Origin of the sequence: Devosia rhodophyticola (assembly GCF_028816475.1) — a bacterium.
GTDB lineage: Bacteria > Pseudomonadota > Alphaproteobacteria > Rhizobiales > Devosiaceae > Devosia > Devosia rhodophyticola.
Genome location: NZ_CP118247.1, coordinates 2746894 through 2772766 on the forward strand (window position 1 = coordinate 2746894; position 25873 = coordinate 2772766).

A 25873-nucleotide genomic window follows, 5' to 3' on the forward strand; every position below is an offset into this window, starting at 1 on the left:
TGGATTTGGGGCTTTCAACTGCTTAAATTAAGTGCAAGACTGACGTTTCAAGAGGGGAATACATCGTTATGAAATCTGGATTGCGATATGCCGCAAAAGCCGATCGTCTACGACGCCCCTACACCCGAACCTCGGGCTACAACAGTTGAAGCCATTCAGGCGGAGATTCTTGAAAGACTAATATATTCGATAGGAAAAGATCCGATTGTTGCCCGGCCACATGACTGGCTGGCAGCGACGATTTTGACCGTGCGTGACCGGGTCATGGATCGTTGGATGGAATCATCGCGCGAGACCTGGCGCTCGTCGCAAAAGCGCGTCTACTATTTGAGTCTTGAGTTTCTCATCGGTCGGCTGATGCGCGATGCGATGAGCAATGTTGGGCTGATTGAACCGGTCCGCGACGCTTTGAAAAATCTCAATGTCGATCTGGGTGATCTAGTCAATCTGGAACCTGACGCCGCATTGGGCAATGGCGGACTTGGTCGGTTGGCGGCCTGTTTCCTGGAATCGATGTCTTCGGTCAAAATTCCTGCCTACGGCTATGGAATTCGCTATGTGCATGGCCTGTTTCGGCAGGAAATGAGCGAAGGCTGGCAGGTTGAACTGCCCGAAGAATGGCTGGCGCATGGCAATCCGTGGGAATTCGAGCGGCGCGAAAGTGCTTATGAAATCGGTTTTGGCGGCTCGGTCGAGCCGGTTATCGATCCCGATGGCATCGAGCGGCAGGAGTGGCGGCCCAATGACCATGTGATGGCGGTCGCTTTTGATACGCCCATCGTTGGGTGGCGCGGGGCGCGGGTCAACACGCTACGGCTTTGGAGCGCGCAGCCGATTGATCCGATCCTGCTCGACAAGTTCAATTCCGGTGACCATATCGGCGCGTTGGAAGAAAGCTCGCGCGCAGAAGCCATTACGCGGGTTCTTTATCCAGCTGATTCAACGGCGGCCGGACAGGAATTGCGGCTGCGACAAGAGTTCTTTTTCTCCTCGGCCTCGCTTCAGGACATCGTGCGACGGCATCTTCAGCAGTATGATGAACTCGACTCGTTGCCCGATAAGGTTGCCATTCAGCTCAACGATACTCATCCCGCGATCTCAATCTGCGAAATGATGCGCATTTTGCTCGATGTTCATGGGCTGGAATGGGCGCATGCGTGGAAATTGTCGCGTGGGGTTTTTGGATACACCAACCATACATTGCTGCCTGAAGCGCTGGAAAGTTGGCCGGTGGCCTTGCTCGAACGCCTTCTGCCAAGGCACATGCAGATCATTTATGCGATCAATGCCGAGGTATTGACCGAGGCGCGTCAGCGGGCGCAGTTCACCGATGGCCAGATTGCCAATGTTTCGCTGATTGACGAAAATGGTGGGCGTCGCGTTCGCATGGGACAGCTGGCATTTGTCGGATCGCATTCGACCAATGGCGTTTCGGCGCTGCACACGGAGCTGATGAAAAAGACCGTCTTCTCGGACTTGCACAGGCTTTATCCGGAGCGGATCAACAACAAAACCAATGGCATAACGCCAAGGCGCTGGCTGATGCAGTGCAATCCGGGCCTGACCAAGCTGATAACGGATCGGATCGGACCTGAGTTTCTGGACAATATCGATCTGCTGCAGGGGCTGAATGCGCATGCGGACGACCAGAATTTTCAAAAGCAGTTTGCGGCTGTCAAACGCGACAACAAGGTGCGGCTAGCCAAGGTGATCAAGGATCGTCTGGGCATCAATGTATCGCCAGACGCTATGTTTGACGTTCAAATCAAGCGTATCCACGAATACAAGCGCCAGTTGCTCAACATCATCCAGACCGTTGCAGCATATGACGAAATTCGCGCCCACCCGGAACGCGATTGGGTGCCGCGCGTTAAAATCTTCGCAGGCAAGGCAGCGCCGGGATACTGGAACGCCAAGCTGACCATCAAACTGATCAATGATGTCGCCAAAACGATCAACAACGATCCCTCGGTGCGGGGCCTGCTCAAGGTTGTGTTCCTGCCCAATTACAACGTCAGCCTGGCTGAAGTGATTGTGCCCGCAGCGGATCTGTCGGAACAGATTTCAACTGCAGGCATGGAAGCCTCGGGCACTGGCAACATGAAGTTCATGGCTAACGGTGCCGTCACTATCGGGACAATGGACGGCGCCAATGTTGAAATGCACAAGGAAGTGGGCGACGACAACATTGTCATTTTCGGGCTGAGGACCGAAGAGGTCAATGAAAAGCGGTCAACCAGCGAAGTACCACGATCATCCATTGATGCGTCGCCGCGGCTGATGGAGGCTCTGGAATCGATCAGCTCGGGAGTATTTTCGCCCGATGATCCGAACCGTTATCGCGATCTAATCGGCGGCCTTTACGATCACGACTGGTTTATGGTGGCACGCGATTTTGACGCCTATGTCGCCGCTCAGTCCAAGGTGGACAAATTGTGGAGCGATCCGCGCCGCTGGAGTTCGATGGCCATCAAGAACACGGCTCGGGTGGGCTATTTCTCTTCAGATCGCACCATTCGCCAATATGCGGAGGATATCTGGGGCGTTTCGGTGCCTGAGACATAGTTCGGCGACAACTTGTGCGCGGGGCATCAGCCTCGCGCCAAAGATGTGACGGTCCGGGCGGGGCCGTATGGCAGTCGCAGTTTAGCGGGGGAAGTGTAGTTGAGTAAGGAAAGCTGGCAGGCGGAATCGGCCGAGGTCGAGGCTATTGTGAATGGGCGCCACGGTGATCCGTTCGCCTTCCTGGGCCTGCAGCAGGTCGGCGAGCACTTCGTGTTGCGCGCGTTTGTGCCTCACGCCGAGATGCTGACCGCCTACACTCTTGCTGGTGAAAAGCTGGGCATGCTGGTGCCGCGCCATGGCGCTGGATTTTTCGAGGGCAAGGTAAAAATCAGCGAGCGCCAGCCGATCCGCTATCGCGCAAAAAATGCGAATGGCGAATGGGATGCGTATGATCCTTATACGTTTGGCCCGGTTCTTGGGCCGATGGACGATTATTACATTGGTGAAGGCAGCCATCTGCGCCTGTTTGACAGGTTGGGCGGCCACGAGATGGAATTTGACGGCATTCACGGCACGCATTTTGCGGTGTGGGCGCCCAATGCGCAGCGCGTGAGTGTTGTTGGCCCGTTCAACGATTGGGACGGGCGGCGAAATCCAATGCGCAAACGGTTTGATACCGGCATCTGGGAGGTTTTTGTGCCTGTGCTGGGGACGGGTACGATTTACAAATTTGAGATCGTAGGCGCCGATGGGCAAGTGTTGCCGCTGAAGGCTGATCCGTTTGCCCGCCAATCTGAAATGCGGCCGCGCACGGCCTCGGTTGTGCCCGACCCGACGCCCTTCAGCTGGACTGATCAAAAATATCTCGATGAGCGGGCGCAGCGCGACTGGCGGCGCACGCCAATGTCGATTTACGAGGTGCACCTGGGATCCTGGCGCCGACGCCCGGACGGCACATTCATGAGTTACGACCAACTGGCCGAACAACTGGTGCCCTATGTGGCCGATATGGGATATACCCACATTGAGCTGCTACCGATCACCGAACATCCGTTCGATCCCTCGTGGGGCTATCAGCCCATCGGACTTTACTCGCCGACAGCGCGGCATGGCGACCCCGCTGGATTTGCCCGGTTTGTCAATTCGGCCCATGAAGCGGGGCTTGGGGTGATCCTTGATTGGGTCCCCGCCCATTTCCCGACTGATGAGCATGGGTTAGCACATTTTGACGGCACTGCGCTTTATGAGCATTCCGATCCGCGACAGGGGTTCCACCCCGACTGGAACACGGCGATCTATAATTTCGGACGCAAGGAAGTTGTGTCGTTTCTGGTCAACAACGCGCTTTATTGGCTGGAAACATTCCACCTCGATGGATTGCGGGTCGATGCGGTGGCGTCGATGCTTTACCTCGATTATTCGCGCCAGGCGGGCGAATGGGTGCCCAACAAGCACGGTGGCAACGAAAATATCGAGGCCGTCGAGTTTCTCAAACGGGTCAATAGCGAGGCCTACCGGCTGCATCCGGGCACATTCATGATCGCTGAGGAATCCACGGCTTGGCCCGGGGTAAGCCAGCCTGTGCACACGGGCGGGCTTGGGTTCGGGTTCAAGTGGAACATGGGCTTCATGAACGACACGCTCAAATATATGAGCCGTGAAGCGGTGCATCGTCGCTATCACCACAACGACATGACCTTTGCCGCAGTTTATGGATTTTCCGAGAATTTCGTGCTGCCGCTCAGCCATGATGAAGTGGTGCATGGCAAGAAATCGTTGTTGGAAAAAATGCCGGGCGATGATTGGCAAAAGTTCGCAAATTTGCGTGCTTACTATGCCTTCATGTGGGGGTTTCCCGGCAAGAAGCTGTTGTTCATGGGACAGGAATTTGCCCAACGAGAAGAGTGGAGCGAGGCCAAGGCGCTCGATTGGTGGTTATTGGATGCTGGTATGCACGAGGGCGTGCGGCGTTTGATAACCGACCTCAATACTGCCTATCGACAAATGCCGGCACTGCATGCGCGCGATTGCGAGCCTGAAGGGTTTGAGTGGATCATCGGCAATGATCACGCAAATTCGGTTTTTGCCTGGGTGCGCCGGGCGCCGGGTGAAGACCCGGTGGTGGTTGTGGCCAATCTGACGCCGGTACCGCGCGATAATTATACGATCCCGATGCCCAAGGTCGGCAAATGGGTTGAACGGATCAACACGGACGCGGGTTGGTACTCAGGCTCCAATTCGGGCAATCAGGGCGTGGTTGAAGCACTGGCAGGAGAGGGCGGCCATTGGCCAGCCCATACCAAGTTGCATTTGCCACCATTGTCGACACTATTTTTGAAGTTCGAGGCGGATTGAACCGCACTCGTTAGACAAGATCCGGAGTAATCCGGACATTTTGAGGAGGGTATAATGGCTGATTATCGGGTTCCATCACCGCTCGCACGTGAGGCCATGGCCTACGTCCTCGCCGGTGGTCGCGGCACACGTTTGATGGAGTTGACGGACAGGCGGGCCAAGCCAGCTGTCTATTTTGGCGGCAAGTCCCGCATTATCGATTTTGCACTCTCCAACGCGATCAATTCGGGGATCAGAAGGATATCGGTGGCCACCCAGTATCAGGCCCATAGCCTGATCCGCCATTTGTCTCGCGGTTGGAACTTTTTGCGGCCAGAACGTAACGAAAGCTTTGATGTGCTTCCGGCCAGCCAGCGCGTCAAGGAAGATATGTGGTATGCAGGTACCGCCGATGCGGTTTACCAGAACATGGATATCATTGAGGATTACGGTGCACGCTATATCGTCATTCTGGCGGGCGACCACATTTACAAGATGGACTATGAAATCATGCTGCGCCAGCATGTCGATACGGGCGCCGACGTGACGATCGGGTGTCTCGAAGTGCCGCGCATGGAAGCATCCGGTTTTGGTGTCATGCACGTCGACGGGCGTGATCGGGTCATTGATTTTGTCGAGAAGCCCAAAGACCCACCTGCCATCCCTGACAAGCCGGATACGGCGCTGGCGTCGATGGGCATCTATGTGTTCGAGACGCGCTTCCTGATGGAGCAATTGCGGCGCGATGCGGCAACCGAAGGGTCCAACCGCGATTTCGGCAAGGATATCATTCCCTATATCGTCAAGAATGGCACGGCGTGGGCGCATCGCTTCACGCGATCCTGCGTGCGATCGTCTAAGGAGGAAGTGGCCTACTGGCGCGACGTTGGCACGATTGACGCCTATTGGAAGGCGTCAATTGATCTGACCGATATCAATCCGCAGCTCGATCTTTATGATCGCGACTGGCCGATCTGGACTTACGCCGAAATCACCCCACCGGCCAAGTTCGTGCATGATTTTGACGGGCGACGGGGCACGGCGGTCAATTCGCTTGTCTCGGGTGACTGCATTATTTCGGGCGGCAATCTGCAAAAGACACTTCTATCGACAGGATCGCGGGTTCATTCCTATTCGGAACTGAATGAAGCGGTGGTGCTGCCCTATTGCGATATCGGGCGCGGTGCGCGGCTCAATCGGGTGGTGGTCGATCGTGGCGTCAATGTGCCGGACGGTCTGGTCGTCGGGGAAGATCCAGAATTTGACGCACACTGGTTTCGACGTTCCGAAAATGGGGTGACCCTGATTACCCAGGCGATGATTGACAAGTATCTGGCGGGCCGATGATTGAAGTTCTTTCTGTTGCCTCAGAGGTTTATCCGCTGATTAAAACCGGAGGGCTCGCCGATGTGGCGGGCGCTTTGCCGCTGGCGGTCTCCGAATTCGGCGTGACTATGCGCACGTTGGTGCCCGGCTATCCGTCGATCCTGTCGGTCTTGAGCGACAGCAGGGTGGTCGGCGAGATCGAGGATCTTTTGGCGCGCCGGCGCGGTTGTTGGCAGGGAGGCATGCGGGGCTTGATCTGATTGTCATTGAAGCCGAGCATCTCTATTCGCGTCCCGGCAATCCCTATGTGGGGCCGGATGGGTGGGACTGGCCGGATAACTGGAAACGCTTTGCTGCGCTTTCCTGGGTGGCGGCAGAGTTGGGCAATGGGCTGATCGAGGGATATCGCCCTCAACTCATTCATTGTCACGACTGGCAGGCTGGGTTGACGCCTGCCTATATCAAGTTTGGCCCCTCGGTTGGGGTCAAGACAGTGATGACGATCCACAATATTGCTTTCAAGGGCTTTTTTGGCCCGGATGTCTTTGGTCAATTGAGATTGCCGTCGCACGCCTTTTCGGTGTCGGGCGTCGAGTTTCACGGCGGTATTTCTTATTTGAAATCAGGTATGGAATGTGCCGATTTCGTTACGACCGTCAGTCCAAATTATGCCAGTGAGATTTGCACGCCCGAATTCGGGATGGGGCTGGAGGGGTTGTTGAACGGTCGCTCGGATACCGTCACCGGCATTCTCAATGGGATTGATACGGTCGCCTGGGACCCGGCTATCGACAAGGCGCTGGTACAACCGTTCAGTGCCAACAACATTCAGAAACGACATCTCAACAAGCAGGAGGTGGCCAAAAAATTTGAGCTGGATGGAATCGACGGGCCGCTTTTCTGCGTCATTAGCCGACTGACTGACCAGAAGGGAATGGACCTGCTGCTGGAAGCGCTGGATGGACTGGTGGCGCTCGGTGGACGGTTGGCGGTCCTGGGATCGGGCGATGAAGCGCTGGAGCATGGGTTTCGCAATGCACGGACACGTCATCCCGGCAAGGTAGGCCTGATCACGGGCTACAACGAACAATTGTCGCACCTTATTCAGGGCGGGGCGGATGCTATTCTCATTCCGTCGCGGTTTGAACCCTGCGGGCTGACCCAGCTCTATGGGTTACGGTACGGGTGTGTGCCGGTGGTTAGCCGCATTGGCGGGCTGGCCGATACGATAATCGACGCCAATCCGGCCGCACTTGAAGCCGGGGTTGCTACCGGAATTTTGTTCAGCGCCAACAATACGCATGCGCTTTATGAGGCAATTCGCAAAGCTGTGCGTCTCTATCGTGATGAAAAATCATGGAAAAAAATGCAGCGACGCGGCATGAAGAGCGAAGTTTCCTGGCACAACAGTGCACGCCGCTATGTCGACCTTTATACCTCACTTATCGGAATTCAATTAAATGACGATATTGACTGAACAGACGACGCCCTATGACGACCAGAAACCTGGAACATCAGGTTTGCGCAAGCGCGTGTCGGTCTATCAACAGCCCCATTATGTCGAGAATTTTCTTCAATCGATCTTTGACAGTCTGGACGGAGTTGGCGGCAAGACGCTGGTTATTGGCGGCGACGGCCGATTTTACAATGATGTGGTTATTCAAATAGCCATTCGGATCGCGGCGGCCAACGGCTTTGGTAAGGTGATCGTGGGACAGAATGGCCTGCTGTCGACACCGGCGGCTTCCCACCTTATTCGGCACAATCAAGCGTTTGGGGGCCTAGTGCTTTCGGCGAGCCACAACCCGGGCGGGCCTGATGGCGACTTTGGCATCAAGTATAATATTGGCAATGGTGGTCCGGCACCTGAAAGAATTACTGACGCGATATTTGCGCGTAGCAAGGTGATTGATCGTTACAAGATCACCGATGCGCCCGACGTTGCGCTGGGGGAGATCGGCACCCAAAGCTCGGGCGAAATGATCGTGGAGATTGTCGATCCGGTCGCCGAATATGCCACGCTCATGCAAAGCCTGTTTGATTTTGAGGCGATCCGAAAGCTGTTTGCATCTGGCTTCAGGATGACGTTTGACGCCATGCATGCGGTCACGGGGCCTTATGCGCATGTGATCATCGAAGACATGCTGGGGGCGCCAAAAGGGACCGTAATCAATGGAACGCCTCTGCCCGATTTTGGCAAGGGGCACCCCGATCCCAATCTGGTTTATTGCAAGGACATGTTCGATCAACTGATGTCACCAGGCGGACCCGATTTTGGGGCGGCGTCGGATGGTGATGGGGACCGTAATCTGATTATTGGCAAGAACCGGTTTGTTACGCCCTCGGATTCCGTGGCAATCCTTGCGGCTAATGCGGCTCTGGCGCCCGGCTATGCCGCAGGTATCAAAGGGATTGCGCGGTCGATGCCGACCAGTGCGGCTGCGGATCGTGTGGCTGAGAAGCTGGGCATTGAAATGCACGAAACGCCAACCGGGTGGAAGTTTTTTGGCAATCTGCTCGATGCGGGGCGGGTAACCATTTGTGGCGAAGAGAGCGCTGGGACGGGTTCGGACCATGTGCGTGAAAAGGATGGTCTTTGGGCCGTTCTGCTGTGGCTCAATGTGATTGCGGCGCGAGCGCAAAGCGTTGATCAAATCGTACGCGATCACTGGGCGACTTACGGGCGCAACTATTATACCCGCCACGACTATGAAGAAGTGGACGCAGGGATCGCCAACAAACTGGTCGACGATCTGCGCGCCCGACTGTCAGGACTGGCAGGGCAGAACTTTGACGACCTGCAAATCGCTTTTGCGGATGACTTTACCTATCATGATCCGATCGACGGTTCGACCAGCGCCAAGCAGGGCATTCGCATTGGCTTTACCGATGGGTCGCGAATAGTGCTACGTCTGAGCGGAACCGGAACCGTGGGCGCAACGTTGCGGCTCTACCTTGAGCGCTATGAGGCTGCCGATGGAAGACATGATCTCGAAACCCAGGCCGCTCTCGCCGAACTCATCGAGCTTGCCGAACGGCTCTGCGGCGTCCGCGAGCGCACCGGTCGGCAAAAGCCGTCGGTCATTACCTAATTCCAGGAACACAATGAGCAAATCGCTTATCCCCAATGGGGGAAGCACTGAATATCTGGGCGCAACGATTACCGAGGAAGGCGTCAATTTCGCGGTATATTCGGAAAGCGCATCGGCCCTCTGGGTTTCAATCTATGACGAACAGGACAAGGAAACCGAACGGGTCGCATTCGACGTTCATCAAGATAATATCCATGCGGTGCATTTAGCAGGGCTTGGGGCCGGAACGCGTTATGGATTGCGGGCCGATGGGCCGTATGACCCTGGTCAGGGTTATTTCTTCGATCCGGCAAAATTGCTGGTTGATCCCTATGCCAAGCGTTTGGATCGGGTATTTGTGCGTTCGCCCAGGCTACGGTTGCCGCGTGAGGAAGCGCTCGATACCTCCCCGCTCATCCCGAAGGCTATCGTGCAGGAGGGCGGATACAAGCCGATCATGCCGCGTACCAAGGCGCCCAGTCTCATGTATGAGATGAATGTGCGCGGGTTCACCATGCGCCACCCAAGTGTGCAAGGGCCGCTGCGCGGCACTGTGGCTGCACTGACCACCCAGCGGGTGATCGACCATTTCCACTATCTGGGCGTCGATACAGTTGAGTTGATGCCGGTTGCCGCGTGGATTGATGACGGACATTTGCCCAGCCTGGGGTTGACCAATGCCTGGGGCTATAATCCGGTTTCGTATTTTGCGCCGGACCCACGACTGCTGCCACGCGGCCCGCAGGAATTGCGGCACATGACAGATCTTTACCGCAAGAACGGTATCTCGGTTATTCTTGACGTGGTTTACAATCACACCGGAGAGGGCGATGCCAACGGGCCGGTGCTAAGCATGATGGGGTTGGACGCCAAGACCTACTATCGGTTTGTCGAGGCCGACGGAAAGCAGCATCTTGTCAATGATACGGGCACGGGCAATACGCTGCGGTGCGACCATCCGGCGACACAACGCCTGGTGATTGAAAGCCTAAAATACTGGGTTGAGGAAATGGGCGTCTCCGGCTTCCGTTTTGATCTTGCGCCTGTCTTGGGGCGTGAGCCTGCGTTCAATTCGAATGCGGAGCTGCTGCAAAAAATCAAGGCTGATCCGGTGCTGTCGAAATCGCTTCTGGTTGCCGAACCGTGGGATCCGGGTCCGGGCGGATACCAGTTGGGCCAGTTCGGCAAGGAATTTCGCGAGTGGAACGACACTTATCGCGATGAGGTGCGCAGCTTCTGGAAGGGCGAACCGGGCAAGATCGGCGCGCTGGCCGGTAAGGTGGCCGGGTCCGCAGATGTGTTCAACCATGCCGGGCGTAAACCCAGCCATGGGGTCAATATGTTAGCTGTGCACGACGGTTTCACCTTGCGGGATCTGGTCAGCTACAATGATAAGCACAATGAAGCCAACGGCGAAGGAAACCGCGACGGACACAGCCACAACTCGTCCTGGAATGGCGGGGTAGAGGGCGAAAGCGACGATGAGGGTATCAATGCCAATCGCAAACGCGATGTGCGGGCGTTGCTGGCGACCTTGTTCATGTCGCGTGGCGTGCCGCTGATCCAGCAGGGCGACGAAATGTATCGCACGCAGGGCGGCAACAATAACGCCTATGCTCAAGATAATGAGATCACGTGGGTCGATTGGGAAAATTCTGACGGTGAGCTGGTTGATTTCGTGGCGGCGCTCAACCGTTTTCGCAAGGAACACAAGGCGCTGGTGCATGACCATTTCCTGACCGGAAAATCCAGGGCGGGAACACGCGATGTGGTCTGGCTGCATCCTGATGGACGCGAAATGAGCGAGCAGGACTGGGGCGATGCACATGCCTCGACGCTGGGCATGCAATTGAGCACCAAGGATGATGTGGTTCTGGTGTGGTTCAACCGTCGTGCTGATGATGTTGCCGCGCAATTGCCCGATGGAAATTGGCAGGTTGGATTGCAATCGACAGGCGGCGATGCGGTTGGAATTGCCGACGGTCGCGTCAATTTGCCGGCACGATCCGTGCTGGCATTGGTGCGCGGAACGGATTCCAGCGACTAGTTATCTATTCGGCGGCGTGGGCTGCGGATAGTCCACCCGTCGTTTCGATAAAGGTGATGATCTCATCGAGATTTTCGCGTTGCAGCATGTTTGTGAAAATATAAGGGCGGCCGTTGCGAGCGCGTTCGGTGTCGGCGTGCATTACGTCGAGGTCGGCGTGAACGTAGGGTGCCAGATCTGTGTGGGTGATCACCAGAAGATCCGAACGCGTGATGGCTGGACCGCCTTTGCGGGGGATTTTTTCGCCTTGGGCAACCGAGATGATATAGATGGTGATGTCTGCAAGGTCTGGAGAAAACGTCGCGGCAAGATTGTCGCCGCCGCTTTCAATCAGCACCAGATCGAGATCGGGAAACTTTTGGTTCAGATCAGCAATGGCTGCCAGATTGAGTGATGCATCTTCGCGGATGGCGGTGTGGGGGCAGCCGCCAGTTTCAACGCCAACGATGCGGTCTTCGGAAATGGCCTGAGCACGGGCGAGGATCAGGGCGTCTTCGCGGGTATAAATGTCGTTGGTGACGACTGCCATCGAATAGCGGTCACGCAATGCTTTGAGCAGCATTTCGCACAGGGTGGTCTTGCCGGAGCCGACCGGGCCGCCGATCCCGACGCGCAGGGGGCCGTTGGCGGATTTCATAGCAGCCTCACAACAGTAAGAACGGCAAAGCCGATGCCCAACGCCAGGCACAGCGGCGAATAGACGCGACGGTCGTTGTAGCGAAAACTGGGATGCGGGGTTTTTTCCGCCCAACGTTGGGTGTAGCCGATTGCGCCACGGCCGAGAAATATGGCAGCGAGCGGCAGGCCGAGCAGGGTGAGCGCGATGCCGCCGCTATCGTGATCTGCCAGGGACAGCGCAACGATGCCGGCCGCCAAGGTGGCAATGGCTACGGCGAGCGAAGCCAATTTGGGGGGCATGTGTTCAACACCCTTAAAGCCAGTCACCGTTTGGGCCAAAAGTTTCTCATCCCGAATGGGCCAGGTTCGACCCATCGACCAAAGAAGATGGGCCAGGGCGACCGCCAGTAGTGGAACAAACATCAGGGCGGCAATCATCATGCTCATGATCTGAATATTCTCGTCGACAAGGTTTCGTGGCGCATCTGGGCGATATCAGCGGCGTAGGCGATGCTGACTATGTCCGCAAGGTCGGCAGTCAGAATTTTCTGCGTTCGTTCGGCAATGATCGGTTCGAGCGCAGCCAAAATTGACAGGCCGTCCGTCTGGCCGATGGGCACAAGGCGCACCGCCACAGAGATTTGGGCGTGAACGGCGGCCGTCAAGAAGGCGGCGATGGCTGATGACGCGGCGATGCCATGTGCGCCGACTAACGCGCCAAAGGAAATCGGATAGGGACATTGCTGAAGGAGAGGCAGAGGGACATTGGTTGGCCAGGCTTTCGCGGCAAGGGCAAAGGCACTGCCGAGCGCCAGTGTTTCCTCGTGCCGTTCGCGGGCCGGGGTTAGTGCAAGGCAAAGGTCGGCGAGTTCCTGAAGTTGGGTTTTATCGTCAAATGCCTGACGCGCGTGGTTCAACAAAATGGCGTCAGAATTGATGCTGCCGTGGCGCAATACGCCTTCGATCCAGTTTCCGGTTGATTTCAGATCATGGACGTCGTTCGTCGCGATGGCAGTCTCGAGTCCTGCGGACCAGGCGAAGGCGCCAATGGGAAAGGCCGGGGAGAGCCAGGTCAGCAGTTTTTGCAGGTCGGTTGTTTCACTCATTTGGCACTGAGGGCGTGCGCTGTTTCACCATGCGCATGGTAAGCGCCATGCACCGGAAAGAAGGGCTCGGTGATGTCGGCTATCCGGGCGCCAAGGCCTTGGAGCATGGTTTTGAGGACATGATCGCGTTTGATCAGGATGCGCCCGCCCTCCAATTGAGCTGCCGTGTGGCGATTGCCGATGTGCCAGGCCAGTTGGACCAGCGAAGCGCCGTCTTGCGCTTCAATTTGATAGAGCAGTTCGGGAGCTGCAATTATTTCGACGATTTCGGTGTTTTCCAGCAGCAGAGCGCCGCAATGCTCCAGTGTAAGGGTTTGGGGGAAATCGACGAGAACGCCATTGCCGCCTATTGTATGCAGCAGTTTTCGGCGCAGCCGCCGTTCGTCGGCAACCAGTGATATCTGGTCTGTTGGCGAATGCGTGTGACCCGGTGCAAGGTAGGCGGTGGCGCGTTGCATTGACATTCCTGAAAATGACGCCCGATAAATAGGCTTCCCAACCTGGACGGCAGTTTAGCCGATAGTTGGCGTGCCGAAAAGTGTTGATATGATTCAGGGGGCGTCGGTCACTTCGTAGCAGGCGTCAATGGGGGCGGCGTCGGGGCCGTCGCGCAGGTCGTAAAGCTGCGCGTCGCTGCCCTTTGTCCACCAAACCCAGACGTCCGCGACATATTTGGCGCCGGATGCCGAAATGACCTCTCGCATCAGCAATTGTTTGCCGTCGATGGGCAGCAGGGCAAGGTAGTTGGGTGCCGCGTTCACATAGGTGACTTCGAACGGTTCCCCCTTGTCACAGGCATATTGCACGGCGCGTTGTTCAGCAGTGCCGGTGCCCTCGATGCCAAGATTCAGAGTAATGGTCGCGCTGAGTGCATGGGCGCCTGGCGTGGAAAGGGTCAGAAAAAGAGAGACTGCGACGGCGTGGTAGCGGTTGGGACTCATAGCTGTTCCACCTGCTCAGACTGGACAATCTCGATCTTTGTTGCTTTGACGAACGGCTTGCTGACAGCTTTGAATTCAAGCATGTGCGGGCTGGCAAGATGGGCGTCGAGCGCCGCGCGACTGTTCCAGCGCTCGACAAAAACCACGCGCTCGGGATCGGTCACGCTGGCGCACAAATCGTAGTGAATGCAGCCGGGTTCGGCGCGGGTGGCTTCGATGCAGGGGCAAGCAGCGTTAACGAATGGCTCGAGCGCCCCCAGTTCGATCTGTAGTGTGGCGACAACGTAGATCACGGCTGGCTCCTGTTTGGGCAAAGCTAACGCAAAGGCCGCCTCTATGCCACTAGTGCCAGCGGAATGGGGCGGAACTAAAACAGGAAGTAGCGCTGCGCCATTGGCAATTCGGTTGCCGGTTCACAGGTGAGCAATTCGCCATCGGCGCGCACCTCATAGGTTTCGGGGTCAACGGAAATATCGGGCGTAGCGGCATTGTGAACCATGGCGGCCTTGCCGATGCCGGATCGGGTATTGGTGACGGGCAGCAGTTGCTTGTCCACCCCGAGCTTGGCGCGCAAACCATCATCATAAGCGGCCTGGGAAATGAAGGTGACCGAGGAGTTGGTGCGCAGCTTGCCAAAGGCGCCAAACATGGGGCGGTAGTGCATGGGTTGGGGGTGGGAATGGATGCATTCGGATCACCCATGGGGGCTGCGGCGATGGAGCCGCCCAGCAGGACCATTTCAGGTTTGACGCCGAAAAAGGCCGGGCTCCAAAGTACCAGATCGGCGCGTTTGCCCACCTCTATGGAGCCGATATGCTGGCTCATGCCATGGGCGATGGCGGGATTGATTGTATATTTTGCTATGTAGCGTTTGACGCGGAAATTGTCATTGTCGCCGGTTTCGCCGGTGAGTGCGCCGCGCTGTTTTTTCATTTTGTCCGCGGTTTGCCAGGTGCGGATCAACACTTCGCCAACCCGGCCCATGGCTTGACTATCCGAGGATATGATCGAAAGCGCGCCCATGTCGTGAAGAATGTCCTCGGCGGCGATTGTCTCGCGCCGGATGCGGCTTTCGGCAAAAGCAACATCCTCGGGAATGGACGAGGACAGATGATGGCAAACCATGAGCATGTCGAGATGCTCGGCAATCGTATTGGCCGTATAGGGGCGGGTTGGATTGGTCGAGGACGGAATGACATTGGGCAAGCTGGCGACGCGCAGGATATCGGGGGCGTGGCCGCCACCAGCGCCTTCAGTATGGAAGGCGTGAATAGTGCGCCCCTTGAAGGCGGCGATGGTGTCTTCGACGAAGCCGCTTTCGTTGAGGGTGTCGGTATGGATCATTACCTGCACGTCATGGTCATCCGCCACTGACAGGCAGTTGTCGATGGCGGCGGGGGTTGTACCCCAATCCTCGTGCAACTTGAGGCAGGAAGCGCCCGCCAATACCATTTCAGCCAACGGAGCGGGCAGGGAGGCATTGCCCTTGCCAGCCAGGGCTAAATTCATGGGGAAGGCGTCGAAGCTCTCGATCATGCGCTGAATGTGCCACGCGCCGGTACAGGTTGTCGCCAGGGTGCCGTGAGCGGGACCGCTGCCGCCGCCGAGCATGGTGGTCACCCCGCTCATCAGGGCCTCTTCGATCTGTTGGGGGCAGATGAAATGGATATGGGCGTCCATCGCTCCGGCAGTGATTATCTTGCCTTCGCCGGCGATGGCCTCAGTGGAAGGTCCGATGATGATGTTGACGCCGGACTGGGTATCGGGATTGCCCGCCTTGCCGATGGCTTCGATGCGGCCGTTCTTGAGGCCGATGTCCGCTTTGTAAATTCCAGTGGCGTCAACGATGAGCACGTTGGTGATGACGGTGTCAACGGCGCCCTCGGCCCTGGTTTTCTGGGATTGCCCCATGCCGTCGCGGATCACCTTGCCGCCGCCAAATTTGACTTCTTCGCCATAGGCCGTGAAGTCTTTTTCCACCTCGATGAACAGCTCAGTGTCGGCCAGCCGCACCTTGTCGCCAGTCGTGGGGCCATACATGTCGGCATAGGTGGCGCGGGAAATCTGTGCGGGCATGAGCTAATTCCTCAGTAAGCGGCCAGATGGTCGGACTAATGCTTGGCGGCACCATGCAGGCGTCGATAGGCGGCAACGGCTGCATCGATGATGGCATCGAGCAGAATTTCACCCTCGCGAATGACGGAGTCGGCGCGCATGGTGCCCGCCACTAACGATACGGCAAGCGCCTGAATGGCGTAGGCGTGCTTTTCGCGGCCGGCCTGATAATGTTCATTGCCTTCCTGCTCGAACTTCTTGAGCAAGACCGAATAGGTCGGCGTTGTGATCAGTTTTTTGGCCTGGCTCCAGCTTACAGCATTCAGGTTGCCAGAGAGATCGAGGGCAAGGCTGCCGAGTAACTCCATTGCCGCCTGATCCTTGACGCCGCTCTCCTGCATGTCCTTGAGGATGGCGGCGAGGCGCTGTTTGAAATCCTGTTCTTTGGTCAATGTCTGTCTCCTGAAATGCATTTGCCGTGCTTAGAGCATTCTGGAAAAGAATTGGCCATGCCCGCTGAGGCGGGAAGCGGCGAAGTTGGCGATGATTGAAGCTGGCTCACGCTTTGTCCACCTTGCCCATGACCAACTGTCTGAAACCATAAATGGTGCGGCTGCCGCCGATGGGCACCAGCGTTACCTCGCGAGTCTGGCCCGGTTCGAAGCGCACGGCGGTGCCGGCCGCGATATCGAGCCGCATACCGCGCGTTGCTTCGCGATCAAAGCGCAGGCCGGTGTTTGCTTCAAAAAAATGATAATGCGAGCCGATTTGGATCGGACGATCACCGGCGTTGGCGACCTCAATGGTGAGCGCCGTGGCGCCGCTGTTGAGCTCAATGTTGCCGGATCTGGTGATGATTTGCCCGGGGATCATGGCGTTTCCTTAGCGGATTGGTTCATGCACGGTGACCAGCTTGGTGCCGTCGGGGAAGGTGGCTTCCACCTGAATATCGTGAATCATCTCTGCTATGCCGTCCATGACGTTGGCGCGACTGATGACATGAGCGCCCGCTTCCATCAGTTCGGCGACCGGGCGCCCATCGCGGGCCCCTTCGACGACAAAATCAGTTATCAGGGCGATGGCCTCGGGATGGTTCAGCTTGACGCCGCGTTCAAGACGTTTGCGGGCGACAATGGCGGCCATCGAAATGAGCAGCTTATCTTTTTCGCGTGGGGTCAGGTTCATATTCTGCGTCCTAGGTATGCCAGAGGCGGGGCAGGCCACCGCCACCCGATAATTGAGCAATAAGTGGAACAATCAGACGCCGCAAGGCCAACCCGTTGGGCGCCAACGCCCGAATGATCAGGCGGTCGCCGATGGCGCTGGCGGCGATTTTGGTATCGTCTGGCAATAGTTGGCGGATGCGGTCGAGCCGGGCAGCAGCATCGGGTGCAATCCGCAGGATTGTTGCGAAAGCGCGCATTCCGGCGAGCAGGGATATGCCGTCGCGCTCCATCGAAGTGCCGCAGAGCTGGTTCGCCTCGGCATGAATCAGCCGTCCATTGCGCCTGATGCGCCATTGATCGGTGAGTTGGGCGTTACGTGCCTCCTCGCCCATGGCGTCGCGGCCGAGCAGGACGGCTTCGACGGCGGTCAGCGTTGCGCCTTGAGCGAGATCAATGTCGATGGTGCGAGACAGCTTGCTGGCATCAAAAAGGATGGTCTCCTGCGGAAGCCAATCGATATGGGCGTTTTCACCGGCAATCAGTCGGGTCGCGACCCGGGCGACGTCGCCGGTAGACTTGTAGATCCGCTCGCAAGCCTGCGTTGTCAAAACCAGATGGCTATCTGGAGATGCCTCTGCACGCCATTCCATCGTGTCACCGCCGGTCAAACCGCCTGCGGTGTTGATCAGAACCGCCTCCAAGGCCTGACTGTGGGTATTGGGCAAGCGAATTTTTGCGCACCCGTCCTGATAAAGGGAAAGCAGGCGGGTGCCGCGCGGACCGAACTGGGTGGCAATCCGCCCTAGTCCTCTCGCCCGTTGCATCGCAACTGGAATTGACTTGTTCACGATTTCTTTAACCGATTTTTTCAAGGCAACGAATTCCGATTGCTCACGTTGTGTTCCCGAGCCGCAAATTCTGCGCCAGTAAAAAATTGAACATCTGAGAGGAATCCAAAATGAATATTAAAACCATTGCTTCCGCTATCGCTCTTTCTTCTGCAATGCTTCTTGGTGGCTCGGCCTATGCTGAGACAATGATTGGCAGTACAACTGTAATGGAGGCCGATCTCCCTGCTGTGCAGCAGCGTTGTGACCAGCTTTCATTGGCTTCCGACACGTCGGCCACCGAAAGCGATGCCATGGGCACCGATAGTACGGCCGGCGGATCTGCTGCGAATGTGGACGACGCTGAAGAGGTTAACGAACTTGAGCAGGTTACCACCACAATCGACCTTGATACTGTGACTCTTGAGCAGTGTCAGGAAGCTGGCCTCATCGCCAAATAATTGGCCCGCATTCCGTCTAATCAACGCCCAGCGCAAGCTGGGCGTTTTTCTGTTTATACCATCAAATGGCGGCGCACCTCTGGCAGATCGAGATCGCTGGCGGGGCCGGCGTGCTGAATTTCGCCGCGATCCATGACGTATATATCGTCGGCGATCTCGCGGCAGAAATCCAGATATTGTTCGACCAGCAGAATTGTCATGCCTTTCTTATCGCGCAGAAACTGCAGCGCGCGGCCAATGTCCTTGATGATTGAAGGCTGAATGCCTTCGGTTGGTTCGTCCAACACCAACATCTTGGGGCGCGTTACCAGCGCTCGCCCAATGGCCAGTTGCTGTTGTTGGCCGCCGGAAAGATCGCCGCCGCGGCGGCCCAACATGGATTTGAGGACCGGAAACAGTTCAAAAATGTATTCGGGAATCGATCTGTCGGCGCGCTTGAGGCCGGCATAGCCGGTTTCCAGATTTTCCTTGACGGTCAGCAGTGGGAAGATTTCGCGCCCCTGCGGCACATAGCCGATGCCCATGCGCGCCCGTTTGTAGGGCGGGGACTTTTTGAGAAGATCGCCGTCAAAACTGATCTGACCGTCTGAGATGGCATTTACGCCGGTGATGGCCCGTAGCGTTGAGGACTTGCCGACGCCATTGCGGCCAAGAACCGCGGTTATTCGGTTGGATTCACATTCAATCGAGATGGATTTGAGTGCCTGGGCGGCACCATAATGCATATCAATGTCGCGGATGGAAAGTGCGGTCATGGTTCAGCGTCCCAGATAGCGTTCTATGACATGGGGGTTAGCACTGACCTGTTCGAGTGAACCTTCTGCTAGCACTGAGCCCTCCGCAAGGCAGGTCACGCGTGAATCGAGATCACGCACAAAGCTCATGTCATGTTCGACCACAACGACGGAGCGAGTCTTGGCGATCTGCTTGAGCAATTTGGCGGTTTCAACGGTTTCGGCATCGGTCATGCCGGCTACGGGTTCGTCGACCAGCAGCAATTTCGGATCCTGGGCGAGAAGCATACCGATTTCGAGCCATTGCTTTTGACCGTGGCTGAGATCAGCAGCGAGGTCGTCCTTGCGCGAGAGCAGGCGAACGGTTTCAAGAATTTCAGTAATGTGATCCACGTCTGCCTGGTCTGAAGCATAGAACAGGGTCGCGAAGATGCCACGCGGCTTGCGCAGCGCCATTTCGAGATTGTCCCAGATTGTCTGGCTTTCGAAAACCGTGGGTTTTTGGAATTTCCGTCCGATACCGAGATTGGCGATGGCGGCCTCATCCAATTGGGTGAGGTCGGTGCGGCCGTTGAACAATATCTCACCGTCGTCAGGGCGGGTTTTTCCGGTGATGATATCCATCATCGTGGTTTTTCCAGCTCCATTGGGGCCGATGATGGCCAGCATTTCGGCGGGGTGTACGATGATCGACAGTTTGTTGATGGCCTTAAAGCCGTCGAAAGCGACCGAGACGCCGTCAAGATAGAGCATGGTGTCTATTTTTTCGGTCATGGTCTACTCCGCCGGCTTGGGTTGGACGTCACTTGCGGGTTTGTGCTCGGTCGGTTCGGGGCGCTGGTGTTGCTCGCGCCTCGTGGTCATGGTCCGATATTGGCCGATCAGGCCAACGATGCCCTTGGGCAGGAAAAGGGTTGTCACAACAAACAGAGCGCCGAGCGCGAACAGCCAGATTTCGGGGAAGGCACCGGTAAAATAAGATTTGCCGACATTGACTAGAACAGCGCCGATGATCGGACCGATGATGGTGCCGCGGCCTCCGACGGCGGTCCAGATGACCACTTCGATAGAGTTGGCCGGGGCAAACTCGCCGGGATTGATGATGCCGATCTGAGGGACGTAGAGCGCGCCGGCAACGCCTGCGATCACGGCCGAAACGGTGAAGGCAAATAGCTTTACATATTCAACGCGATAGCCAAGAAAGCGCGTGCGGCTTTCGGCATCGCGGACGGCGATCATGACTTTGCCGAGTTTGGAATTGACGATGGTGGAGCAGATCAACACCGAAATCGCCAGGCCAACGGCGGTGGCGGCGAAAAGGGCGGCGCGCGTGGTGTCGGCTTGCACCGATGCGCCAAGGATTTCCTTGAAGTCGGTCAGACCGTTGTTGCCGCCAAAGCCCATGTCGTTGCGAAAGAAGGCCAGAAGCAGAGCATAGGTCATGGCCTGGGTCATGATCGAGAGATAAACGCCGGTGACGCGGCTGCGGAAGGCCAGAAAGCCGAAGATGAACGCCAGTGTGCCGGGCACCAGCATGACCATGGCGCAGGCAAACCAGAAATTGTCAAAGCCGAGCCAGTACCAGGGCAGTTCCTGCCAATTGAGAAAGACCATAAAGTCGGGCAGGTCGGGGTTGGCGTAAACGCCGCGATCGCCGACCTGCCGCATCAAATACATGCCCATGGCATAGCCGCCGAGCGCGAAAAACGCGCCATGGCCAAGCGAGAGAATGCCGCAATATCCCCAGACCAGATCGAGCGCCAGCGCCAGCATGGCGTAGGTCAGATATTTGCCGAAGAGCGTGACGAGATAGACCGGAATGTGACCGAATTGCCCGGGTGGGATGATTAGGTTGGCTGCCGGGACGGCAACGGCCACGAGTAACAGGATGGAAACCAGCCAAATGGCCTTCCTGTCGATTGCGCGGAAAATGGCTTGGGTAATCATGCCTCTATTGACCTTCCCTTGAGAGCGAAAAGACCACGAGGGCGCCGCTGGATGAACAGGATGATGAGCACTAGAATGATGATCTTGCCGAGAACGGCGCCGGCATAGGGCTCGAGAAACTTGTTGGCGATCCCAAGGGTCATGGCCCCGACCAGCGTGCCCCACAGATTTCCAACGCCGCCAAATACCACCACCATGAAGCTGTCGATGATGTAGCCTTGGCCAAGGTTGGGCGACACATTGTCGATCTGGCTGAGTGCAACGCCCGCAAGTCCCGCAATGCCTGAGCCAAGACCAAAGGTCATGGCGTCGACAAACGGTGTGCGAATGCCCATGGCTGAGGCCATGCGCCGGTTTTGGGTCACCGCCCGCATTTGCAGGCCCAGCGCAGTGCGTTTGAGCACCAGCAATAGGGCAAAGAATATTACAGCCGCAAAGACAACGATCCAGAGGCGGCTATAGGTGATGGAAATGCCGCCAAGTTCAAAGCCGCCCGACATCCAGGTGGGATTGCCGACCTGCCGATTGGTGGGGCCAAAGAGCGAGCGTACCGCCTGTTGCAGAATAAGTGAGATGCCCCAGGTTGCCAGTAGCGTTTCAAGAGCGCGACCATAAAGCCAGCGAATGACCCCACGTTCGATGGCGATGCCGACAAGCGCGGTGATAAGGAAAGCAAGGGGCAGGGCGATGGCGAGAGAATAATCGAACAGGCCGGGCGCGTTCTGACGGATGGTTTCCTGTACGGCAAAGGTTGTGTAGGCACCCAGCATAACCATTTCGCCATGAGCCATATTGATGACGCCCATGACGCCGAAGGTGATGGCCAGGCCAATGGCGGCGAGCAGCAGCACCGAGCCAAGCGATATGCCGTACCAGACGTTCTGGGCGACGTCCCATGCGGCCTGATCGCGGGCCAGACCGTCGATATTGCTCTGGATGGTGAGCTTGAGTTCGTCGGGCGCTGATGCAAGAGCGGCGCTCAGTTGGGCGAGAGCGTCGCGACCACCAATAGCGGCAACGAGCGGGACGGCGGCGCGCTTTTGCTCAAGGCTTGTGGCGTCCAATTTCAGGATGATGATGGCGCGCGCGGTGATCATTGTTGCTTTGATTGTCGGATCGGTTTCGTTGGCAATGGCGCTTTCGAGCAATTCGAGGCTATCGGGATCGGCATCGCGCAAAATGCTCTGGGCCGCGGCGAGGCGCACAGAATCGTTGGGACTGAGCAGGGTCAATTGGCCAATGGCGGTGCGCAATGTGCGGCGCAGGCTATTATTGACTTTGACTTTGTCGAGATCGGATTTGGCAGCGGTGTCGAGATCGGCGTTGGTGACGGGATCGGTCAGCGCCTGTTCGGCGCCGGATTTGGCAATAAAGACCACCTTGCCCGAGGTCTTGACCATATAGAGGTCGCCAGCCGCCAGCGTTTCAAAGACGGGCACGACGCGGGGATCGCCGGTTTGAGTCAGTGCATCAATTGCGGCGGTGCGGTCCTTGAAACTGCCGGGACCAAGCGCATCGACCAATGTGGAAAGTTCGGCATCCGGGGCCTGCGCGAGGCTGGGCGTGTTGGCCGCGAATGCCAGACCGAGCAGCAGCATGAGAATGGCAAATGGCTTAATGACTGGCATGAGGGATCCCAGATAATTTTCGAAGTGTGGTGAGGGCGAATGCCGCCCTCACCGGGAATGGATTACATTGCCGAGGCAACGCCACCGCAGGTCTTGGTTGCAGTGTTGTAGTTGCCGCAGGAGATGGGTGCGGTCCAATCAGCGGTGATGTTGACGTCTTCGGGCAGGTAGTCGGACCAGGCGTCGCCACCGACGGGGTCGGTCTCGGAGACAACTTCGAACTGACCGTCATCCTGGATTTCACCGATCAGCACCGGCTTGGTGATGTGGTGGTTTGGCAGCATTTCGGCCACGCCGCCGGTCAGGTTGGGGGTCTTGAGACCGATGATGGCGTCAAGAACGGCATCGGTGTCGGTAGTGCCTGCCTTTTCAACGGCCTGAACCCAAAGATTGAAGCCGATGACGGTTGCTTCCATGGGGTCATTGGTAACGCGATCAGCGTTCTTGGTGTATTCTTGCCAGGCAGCGATAAAGGCTTCATTTTCGGGTGTTTCAACGGACTGAAAATAATTCCAGGCCGCTAGGTGGCCAACGAGTGGGGTGGTGTCGAAACCGGCCAGTTCTTCTTCACCGACCGAGAACGCGATAACCGGAATGTCTTCGGCCTTGACGCCCTGATTGGCTAGTTCCTTGTAGAATGGCACATTGGCATCGCCGTTGATGGTGGAGACCACTGCCGTCTTTTTGCCAGCTGATCCAAAATTCTTGATGTCGGTGACGATGGTCTGCCAATCGGACTGACCGAATGGGGTATAATTGATCATGATATCTTCGGGCGCGACGCCCTTCGAGGCGAGGTAGGCCTCAAGAATTTTGTTGGTGGTTTGGGGATAGACATAATCGGTTCCGGCCAGAACCCAACGCTCGACGCCTTCGTTTTCCATCAAGTAGTCAACTGCTGGTATGGCCTGCTGATTGGGCGCGGCGCCGGTGTAAAATACATTGCGCTGGCTTTCTTCGCCCTCGTACTGAACCGGATAGAACAGGATCGAGTTGAGTTCTTCAAAGACCGGAAGAACCGATTTGCGCGAAACCGAGGTCCAGCAACCAAAGACGGCAGCAACGCCATTGACGGCGATCAGTTCGCGGGCCTTTTCCGCAAACAGGGGCCAGTCGGACGCAGGATCAACGACGACGGGTTCGAGTTGCTTGCCCAAAAGGCCGCCCTTCTTGTTCTGTTCGTCAATGAGGAACAGGACGGTGTCCTTAAGGGTTGTTTCGGAAATGGCCATTGTGCCTGAGAGCGAATGCAGGACGCCAACCTTGATGGTTTCCTGTGCGACGGCAGGGGCCAGCGCCCCGACTGTCATTGCTACGCCCAGGCCAAGTCCTGCAATCATGCGGTTTAGATCTGTCATGTTTACCTCCGACAGCTGTGTGTTTGCACCGTCCAGGTAATTGCAAAGGCCGTGCCAGTACTTAGCTGTTGCCTTTAAGACATTGATTCAATTGAAGTTCGGCTTGAATGTCGATCAACGTGCGAAGATGTACACTGGCGCCGCTGCCAGTTCGCTGGGCAATTCGACAATAGAGTGCTCAATGAATAGGCAATTTTGTGGATTGAAGGATATTTGCCTTCTTTTCAGGCGATATTTGCGAGATGCAAACGGTGTGGCGATGCGGTGTCGTGTGGACTAGATTGAAGGCGCTGAAGGTTTTTCGCCTTCGGCAGAGGTCTGTTTGCACCAACGGCCTCGGCCCCATGCCGGCAACGGCATGGGGTTGTGCGACATCCAAGTCGGGGAAAGGCTCGATCACATCGTAGGGCGCGGCGGAACCGCACCAGTGCAAACCCGTTAAGTCACCAGCAAGACATCTGAATTGGCATTGGCCAATTCACCAGTGATCGGTTGGCTGCCGCAAAGGCTGACGCTCCTTTGCGGTGTCCGCCGTGGGGCGCGGAACTTTGGTTCCGCGTTTCCCCTATGCTGCCAGAACGTCTTCGGGCTTCATGAATGTATAATTCTGCACTTCGGCCACCGGTTCGCAGGTGACATGGCCATTCCAGACATTAAGACCGGCGCGCAGGTGCTTGTCGGCCCGCAATGCTTCTTTCCAGCCGAGGTTGGCCAGGCGCAGTACATGCGGCAGCGTGGCGTTATTAAGGGCGTAGGTTGAGGTTCGCGCTACGCCGCCGGGCATATTGGCAACGCAATAGTGCACGATGCCATCGACGACATAAGTGGGATCGGCGTGAGTTGTGGCGTGCGAGGTTTCAAAGCATCCGCCTTGATCGATGGCAACATCGACCAGCACTGCGCCGGGTTGCATGGTGCCAAGCATATCGCGCGTCACCAGTTTTGGCGCCGATGCGCCCGGAACCAACACGGCGCCGATGATCAGATCGGCTGCTGCAACATGTTCGGCGATTGCCGCCTTGTTTGAATAAATTACGCGTGCCTTGGCACCGAAATGGCCCGAAAGGCGCTCTAGAGCCGCTGGGCTTTTGTCCAGAATCGTGACGTCTGCCTGTAGGCCAACGGCGTTTTCGGCGGCGTGAAAGCCAACGACGCCGCCGCCAAGGACGACTACCTTTGCGGGTTTTACGCCCGGTACGCCGCCCAGCAGGACCCCGCGACCGCCATGGGCTTTTTCGAGTGCGGTAGCACCCGCCTGGATCGACATGCGGCCAGCAACCTGGCTCATGGGCTTGAGCAGGGGGAGGGCGCCGTTGGCGTCGGTGACGGTTTCATAAGCAATGGCAATTGCACCGGAATTGACCAGATCGCGAGTCTGGTCGGGGTCGGGTGCAAGATGAAGGTAGGTGAACAACAGCTGACCGGGGCGGAGCATGGCGCGCTCGACGGCTTGGGGTTCCTTGACCTTTACGATCATATCGGCGGCGTCGAAAACGACGCGGGCATCATTGGCAATTTCAGCGCCAGCGGCGCGATATTCGTCGTCGCTGTCGCCAATGCCGGCGCCAGCTTGTGTTTCGACCATGACCCGGTGGCCGGCATGGGTCAGTTCCGTCACGCTTTCCGGCGTGAGGCCGACCCGATATTCATGGTTTTTGATTTCTTTCGGTACACCAATCAGCATTGCCATCTCCCTCGACAAGAACAGGCAACCAACAAAACAAGTTTTGGCTGAAAAGTCCTTGCAAT

General features: G+C 57.0%; 22 protein-coding genes and 2 pseudogenes. 7 read left to right on the forward strand and 17 right to left on the reverse strand.

Annotated elements, in window-relative coordinates; genetic code table 11:
* The first annotated feature begins 87 nt into the window (after positions 1 to 87).
* The 6 genes and pseudogenes from PSQ90_RS13470 to glgX all read left to right on the forward strand — a co-directional run bounded on the left by PSQ90_RS13470 (position 88) and on the right by glgX (position 11283).
* A complete protein-coding gene (locus tag PSQ90_RS13470) occupies positions 88 to 2565 on the forward strand; it encodes a glycogen/starch/alpha-glucan phosphorylase (protein ID WP_282210808.1) in 2478 nt (825 codons plus the stop codon).
* A gap of 99 nt (positions 2566 to 2664) precedes the next feature.
* Positions 2665 to 4860 carry a 1,4-alpha-glucan branching protein GlgB gene (gene glgB / locus PSQ90_RS13475; RefSeq protein ID WP_282210809.1) on the forward strand — a complete coding sequence of 732 codons (2196 nt, stop codon included), beginning with the start codon at positions 2665 to 2667 and terminating at the stop codon, positions 4858 to 4860.
* Positions 4861 to 4914: 54 nt separating this feature from the next.
* Positions 4915 to 6186: a glucose-1-phosphate adenylyltransferase gene (gene glgC, locus PSQ90_RS13480; RefSeq protein ID WP_282210810.1), complete on the forward strand. Its 1272-nt coding sequence runs from the start codon at positions 4915 to 4917 to the stop codon at positions 6184 to 6186.
* Positions 6186 to 7642, forward strand: a pseudogene (gene glgA / locus PSQ90_RS13485) (glycogen synthase GlgA). The gene glgC and the pseudogene glgA overlap by 1 nt, the downstream one beginning before the upstream one ends.
* Entirely contained in the window at positions 7626 to 9257 is a 1632-nt protein-coding gene (locus PSQ90_RS13490) for an alpha-D-glucose phosphate-specific phosphoglucomutase (RefSeq protein WP_282210811.1), read from the forward strand. The pseudogene glgA and the gene PSQ90_RS13490 overlap by 17 nt, the downstream one beginning before the upstream one ends.
* A 13-nt stretch (positions 9258 to 9270) precedes the next feature.
* The gene (gene glgX / locus PSQ90_RS13495) at positions 9271 to 11283 is read left to right on the forward strand and encodes a glycogen debranching protein GlgX (protein ID WP_282210812.1); all 2013 of its coding nucleotides are present in this window, start codon (positions 9271 to 9273) and stop codon (positions 11281 to 11283) included.
* Positions 11284 to 11287: 4 nt separating this feature from the next.
* Here glgX and ureG read toward each other — a convergent pair whose 3' ends face one another.
* From ureG to PSQ90_RS13550, 11 genes and pseudogenes are all read right to left on the reverse strand, one after another.
* Positions 11288 to 11920, reverse strand: coding sequence for an urease accessory protein UreG (gene ureG / locus PSQ90_RS13500; RefSeq protein WP_282210813.1), 633 nt, complete (start codon positions 11918 to 11920; stop codon positions 11288 to 11290).
* On the reverse strand, positions 11917 to 12348 hold the full coding sequence (locus tag PSQ90_RS13505) for a DUF3995 domain-containing protein (RefSeq protein WP_282210814.1): 432 nt from the start codon (positions 12346 to 12348) through the stop codon (positions 11917 to 11919). The genes ureG and PSQ90_RS13505 overlap by 4 nt, the downstream gene beginning before the upstream one ends.
* Positions 12345 to 13007, reverse strand: coding sequence for an urease accessory protein UreF (locus PSQ90_RS13510; RefSeq protein ID WP_282210815.1), 663 nt, complete (start codon positions 13005 to 13007; stop codon positions 12345 to 12347). The genes PSQ90_RS13505 and PSQ90_RS13510 overlap by 4 nt, the downstream gene beginning before the upstream one ends.
* The gene (locus tag PSQ90_RS13515) at positions 13004 to 13465 is read right to left on the reverse strand and encodes an urease accessory protein UreE (RefSeq protein ID WP_282210816.1); all 462 of its coding nucleotides are present in this window, start codon (positions 13463 to 13465) and stop codon (positions 13004 to 13006) included. Before PSQ90_RS13515 ends, PSQ90_RS13510 begins: the two co-directional genes overlap by 4 nt.
* A 93-nt stretch (positions 13466 to 13558) precedes the next feature.
* Positions 13559 to 13948: an MliC family protein gene (locus PSQ90_RS13520; protein WP_282210817.1), complete on the reverse strand. Its 390-nt coding sequence runs from the start codon at positions 13946 to 13948 to the stop codon at positions 13559 to 13561.
* Positions 13945 to 14241, reverse strand: a complete 297-nt coding sequence (locus PSQ90_RS13525; RefSeq protein ID WP_282210818.1) for a putative quinol monooxygenase — start codon at positions 14239 to 14241, stop codon at positions 13945 to 13947. The genes PSQ90_RS13520 and PSQ90_RS13525 overlap by 4 nt, the downstream gene beginning before the upstream one ends.
* Positions 14242 to 14315: 74 nt before the next feature.
* Positions 14316 to 16024, reverse strand: a pseudogene (ureC, locus tag PSQ90_RS13530) (urease subunit alpha).
* A gap of 35 nt (positions 16025 to 16059) precedes the next feature.
* The gene (locus PSQ90_RS13535) at positions 16060 to 16455 is read right to left on the reverse strand and encodes a hypothetical protein (RefSeq protein WP_282210819.1); all 396 of its coding nucleotides are present in this window, start codon (positions 16453 to 16455) and stop codon (positions 16060 to 16062) included.
* Between the two features lie 106 nt (positions 16456 to 16561).
* Positions 16562 to 16876: an urease subunit beta gene (locus PSQ90_RS13540; RefSeq protein WP_282210820.1), complete on the reverse strand. Its 315-nt coding sequence runs from the start codon at positions 16874 to 16876 to the stop codon at positions 16562 to 16564.
* Positions 16877 to 16885: 9 nt separating this feature from the next.
* Positions 16886 to 17188, reverse strand: coding sequence for an urease subunit gamma (locus PSQ90_RS13545; RefSeq protein ID WP_282210821.1), 303 nt, complete (start codon positions 17186 to 17188; stop codon positions 16886 to 16888).
* Between the two features lie 10 nt (positions 17189 to 17198).
* Positions 17199 to 18041, reverse strand: a complete 843-nt coding sequence (locus PSQ90_RS13550) for an urease accessory protein UreD (RefSeq protein WP_282210822.1) — start codon at positions 18039 to 18041, stop codon at positions 17199 to 17201.
* Positions 18042 to 18127: 86 nt separating this feature from the next.
* On the opposite strand from PSQ90_RS13550, the gene PSQ90_RS13555 reads away from it, so the two are divergent.
* Positions 18128 to 18457 (forward strand): hypothetical protein, encoded by a 330-nt coding sequence (locus PSQ90_RS13555; RefSeq protein WP_282210823.1) that lies wholly within the window; start codon positions 18128 to 18130, stop codon positions 18455 to 18457.
* Positions 18458 to 18510: 53 nt separating this feature from the next.
* Here PSQ90_RS13555 and urtE read toward each other — a convergent pair whose 3' ends face one another.
* The 6 genes from urtE to ald form a co-directional block, all read right to left on the reverse strand.
* Entirely contained in the window at positions 18511 to 19212 is a 702-nt protein-coding gene (urtE, locus tag PSQ90_RS13560; RefSeq protein ID WP_282210824.1) for an urea ABC transporter ATP-binding subunit UrtE, read from the reverse strand.
* A 3-nt stretch (positions 19213 to 19215) separates the two neighbouring features.
* The gene (gene urtD / locus PSQ90_RS13565) at positions 19216 to 19965 is read right to left on the reverse strand and encodes an urea ABC transporter ATP-binding protein UrtD (RefSeq protein ID WP_282210825.1); all 750 of its coding nucleotides are present in this window, start codon (positions 19963 to 19965) and stop codon (positions 19216 to 19218) included.
* Positions 19966 to 19968: 3 nt separating this feature from the next.
* Complete coding sequence (urtC, locus tag PSQ90_RS13570; RefSeq protein ID WP_282210826.1) at positions 19969 to 21138, reverse strand: urea ABC transporter permease subunit UrtC; 1170 nt, start codon at positions 21136 to 21138, stop codon at positions 19969 to 19971.
* Positions 21135 to 22766 carry an urea ABC transporter permease subunit UrtB gene (urtB, locus tag PSQ90_RS13575; protein WP_282210827.1) on the reverse strand — a complete coding sequence of 544 codons (1632 nt, stop codon included), beginning with the start codon at positions 22764 to 22766 and terminating at the stop codon, positions 21135 to 21137. The genes urtC and urtB overlap by 4 nt, the downstream gene beginning before the upstream one ends.
* Positions 22767 to 22828: 62 nt before the next feature.
* Positions 22829 to 24106, reverse strand: a complete 1278-nt coding sequence (urtA, locus tag PSQ90_RS13580) for an urea ABC transporter substrate-binding protein (protein ID WP_407648221.1) — start codon at positions 24104 to 24106, stop codon at positions 22829 to 22831.
* Between the two features lie 583 nt (positions 24107 to 24689).
* Complete coding sequence (ald, locus tag PSQ90_RS13585; RefSeq protein ID WP_282210828.1) at positions 24690 to 25808, reverse strand: alanine dehydrogenase; 1119 nt, start codon at positions 25806 to 25808, stop codon at positions 24690 to 24692.
* Positions 25809 to 25873 lie beyond the last annotated feature (65 nt).

Bases quoted from the DNA above. Each gene is read 5' to 3' on its own strand.
- PSQ90_RS13515 (WP_282210816.1), bottom strand. From the start codon at position 13,465: ATGCAACGCGCCACCGCCTACCTTGCACCGGGTCACACGCATTCGCCA.
- urtB (WP_282210827.1), bottom strand. From the start codon at position 22,766: ATGCCAGTCATTAAGCCATTTGCCATTCTCATGCTGCTGCTCGGTCTG.
- PSQ90_RS13540 (WP_282210820.1), bottom strand. From the start codon at position 16,876: ATGATCCCCGGGCAAATCATCACCAGATCCGGCAACATTGAGCTCAAC.
- urtA (WP_407648221.1), bottom strand. From the start codon at position 24,106: ATGATTGCAGGACTTGGCCTGGGCGTAGCAATGACAGTCGGGGCGCTG.
- ureG (WP_282210813.1), bottom strand. From the start codon at position 11,920: ATGAAATCCGCCAACGGCCCCCTGCGCGTCGGGATCGGCGGCCCGGTC.
- glgC (WP_282210810.1), top strand. From the start codon at position 4,915: ATGGCTGATTATCGGGTTCCATCACCGCTCGCACGTGAGGCCATGGCC.
- PSQ90_RS13510 (WP_282210815.1), bottom strand. From the start codon at position 13,007: ATGAGTGAAACAACCGACCTGCAAAAACTGCTGACCTGGCTCTCCCCG.
- PSQ90_RS13470 (WP_282210808.1), top strand. From the start codon at position 88: ATGCCGCAAAAGCCGATCGTCTACGACGCCCCTACACCCGAACCTCGG.
- urtC (WP_282210826.1), bottom strand. From the start codon at position 21,138: ATGATTACCCAAGCCATTTTCCGCGCAATCGACAGGAAGGCCATTTGG.
- PSQ90_RS13490 (WP_282210811.1), top strand. From the start codon at position 7,626: ATGACGATATTGACTGAACAGACGACGCCCTATGACGACCAGAAACCT.
- urtD (WP_282210825.1), bottom strand. From the start codon at position 19,965: ATGACCGAAAAAATAGACACCATGCTCTATCTTGACGGCGTCTCGGTC.
- urtE (WP_282210824.1), bottom strand. From the start codon at position 19,212: ATGACCGCACTTTCCATCCGCGACATTGATATGCATTATGGTGCCGCC.
- PSQ90_RS13545 (WP_282210821.1), bottom strand. From the start codon at position 17,188: ATGAACCTGACCCCACGCGAAAAAGATAAGCTGCTCATTTCGATGGCC.
- PSQ90_RS13520 (WP_282210817.1), bottom strand. From the start codon at position 13,948: ATGAGTCCCAACCGCTACCACGCCGTCGCAGTCTCTCTTTTTCTGACC.
- glgX (WP_282210812.1), top strand. From the start codon at position 9,271: ATGAGCAAATCGCTTATCCCCAATGGGGGAAGCACTGAATATCTGGGC.
- PSQ90_RS13505 (WP_282210814.1), bottom strand. From the start codon at position 12,348: ATGAGCATGATGATTGCCGCCCTGATGTTTGTTCCACTACTGGCGGTC.
- ald (WP_282210828.1), bottom strand. From the start codon at position 25,808: ATGCTGATTGGTGTACCGAAAGAAATCAAAAACCATGAATATCGGGTC.
- PSQ90_RS13555 (WP_282210823.1), top strand. From the start codon at position 18,128: ATGAATATTAAAACCATTGCTTCCGCTATCGCTCTTTCTTCTGCAATG.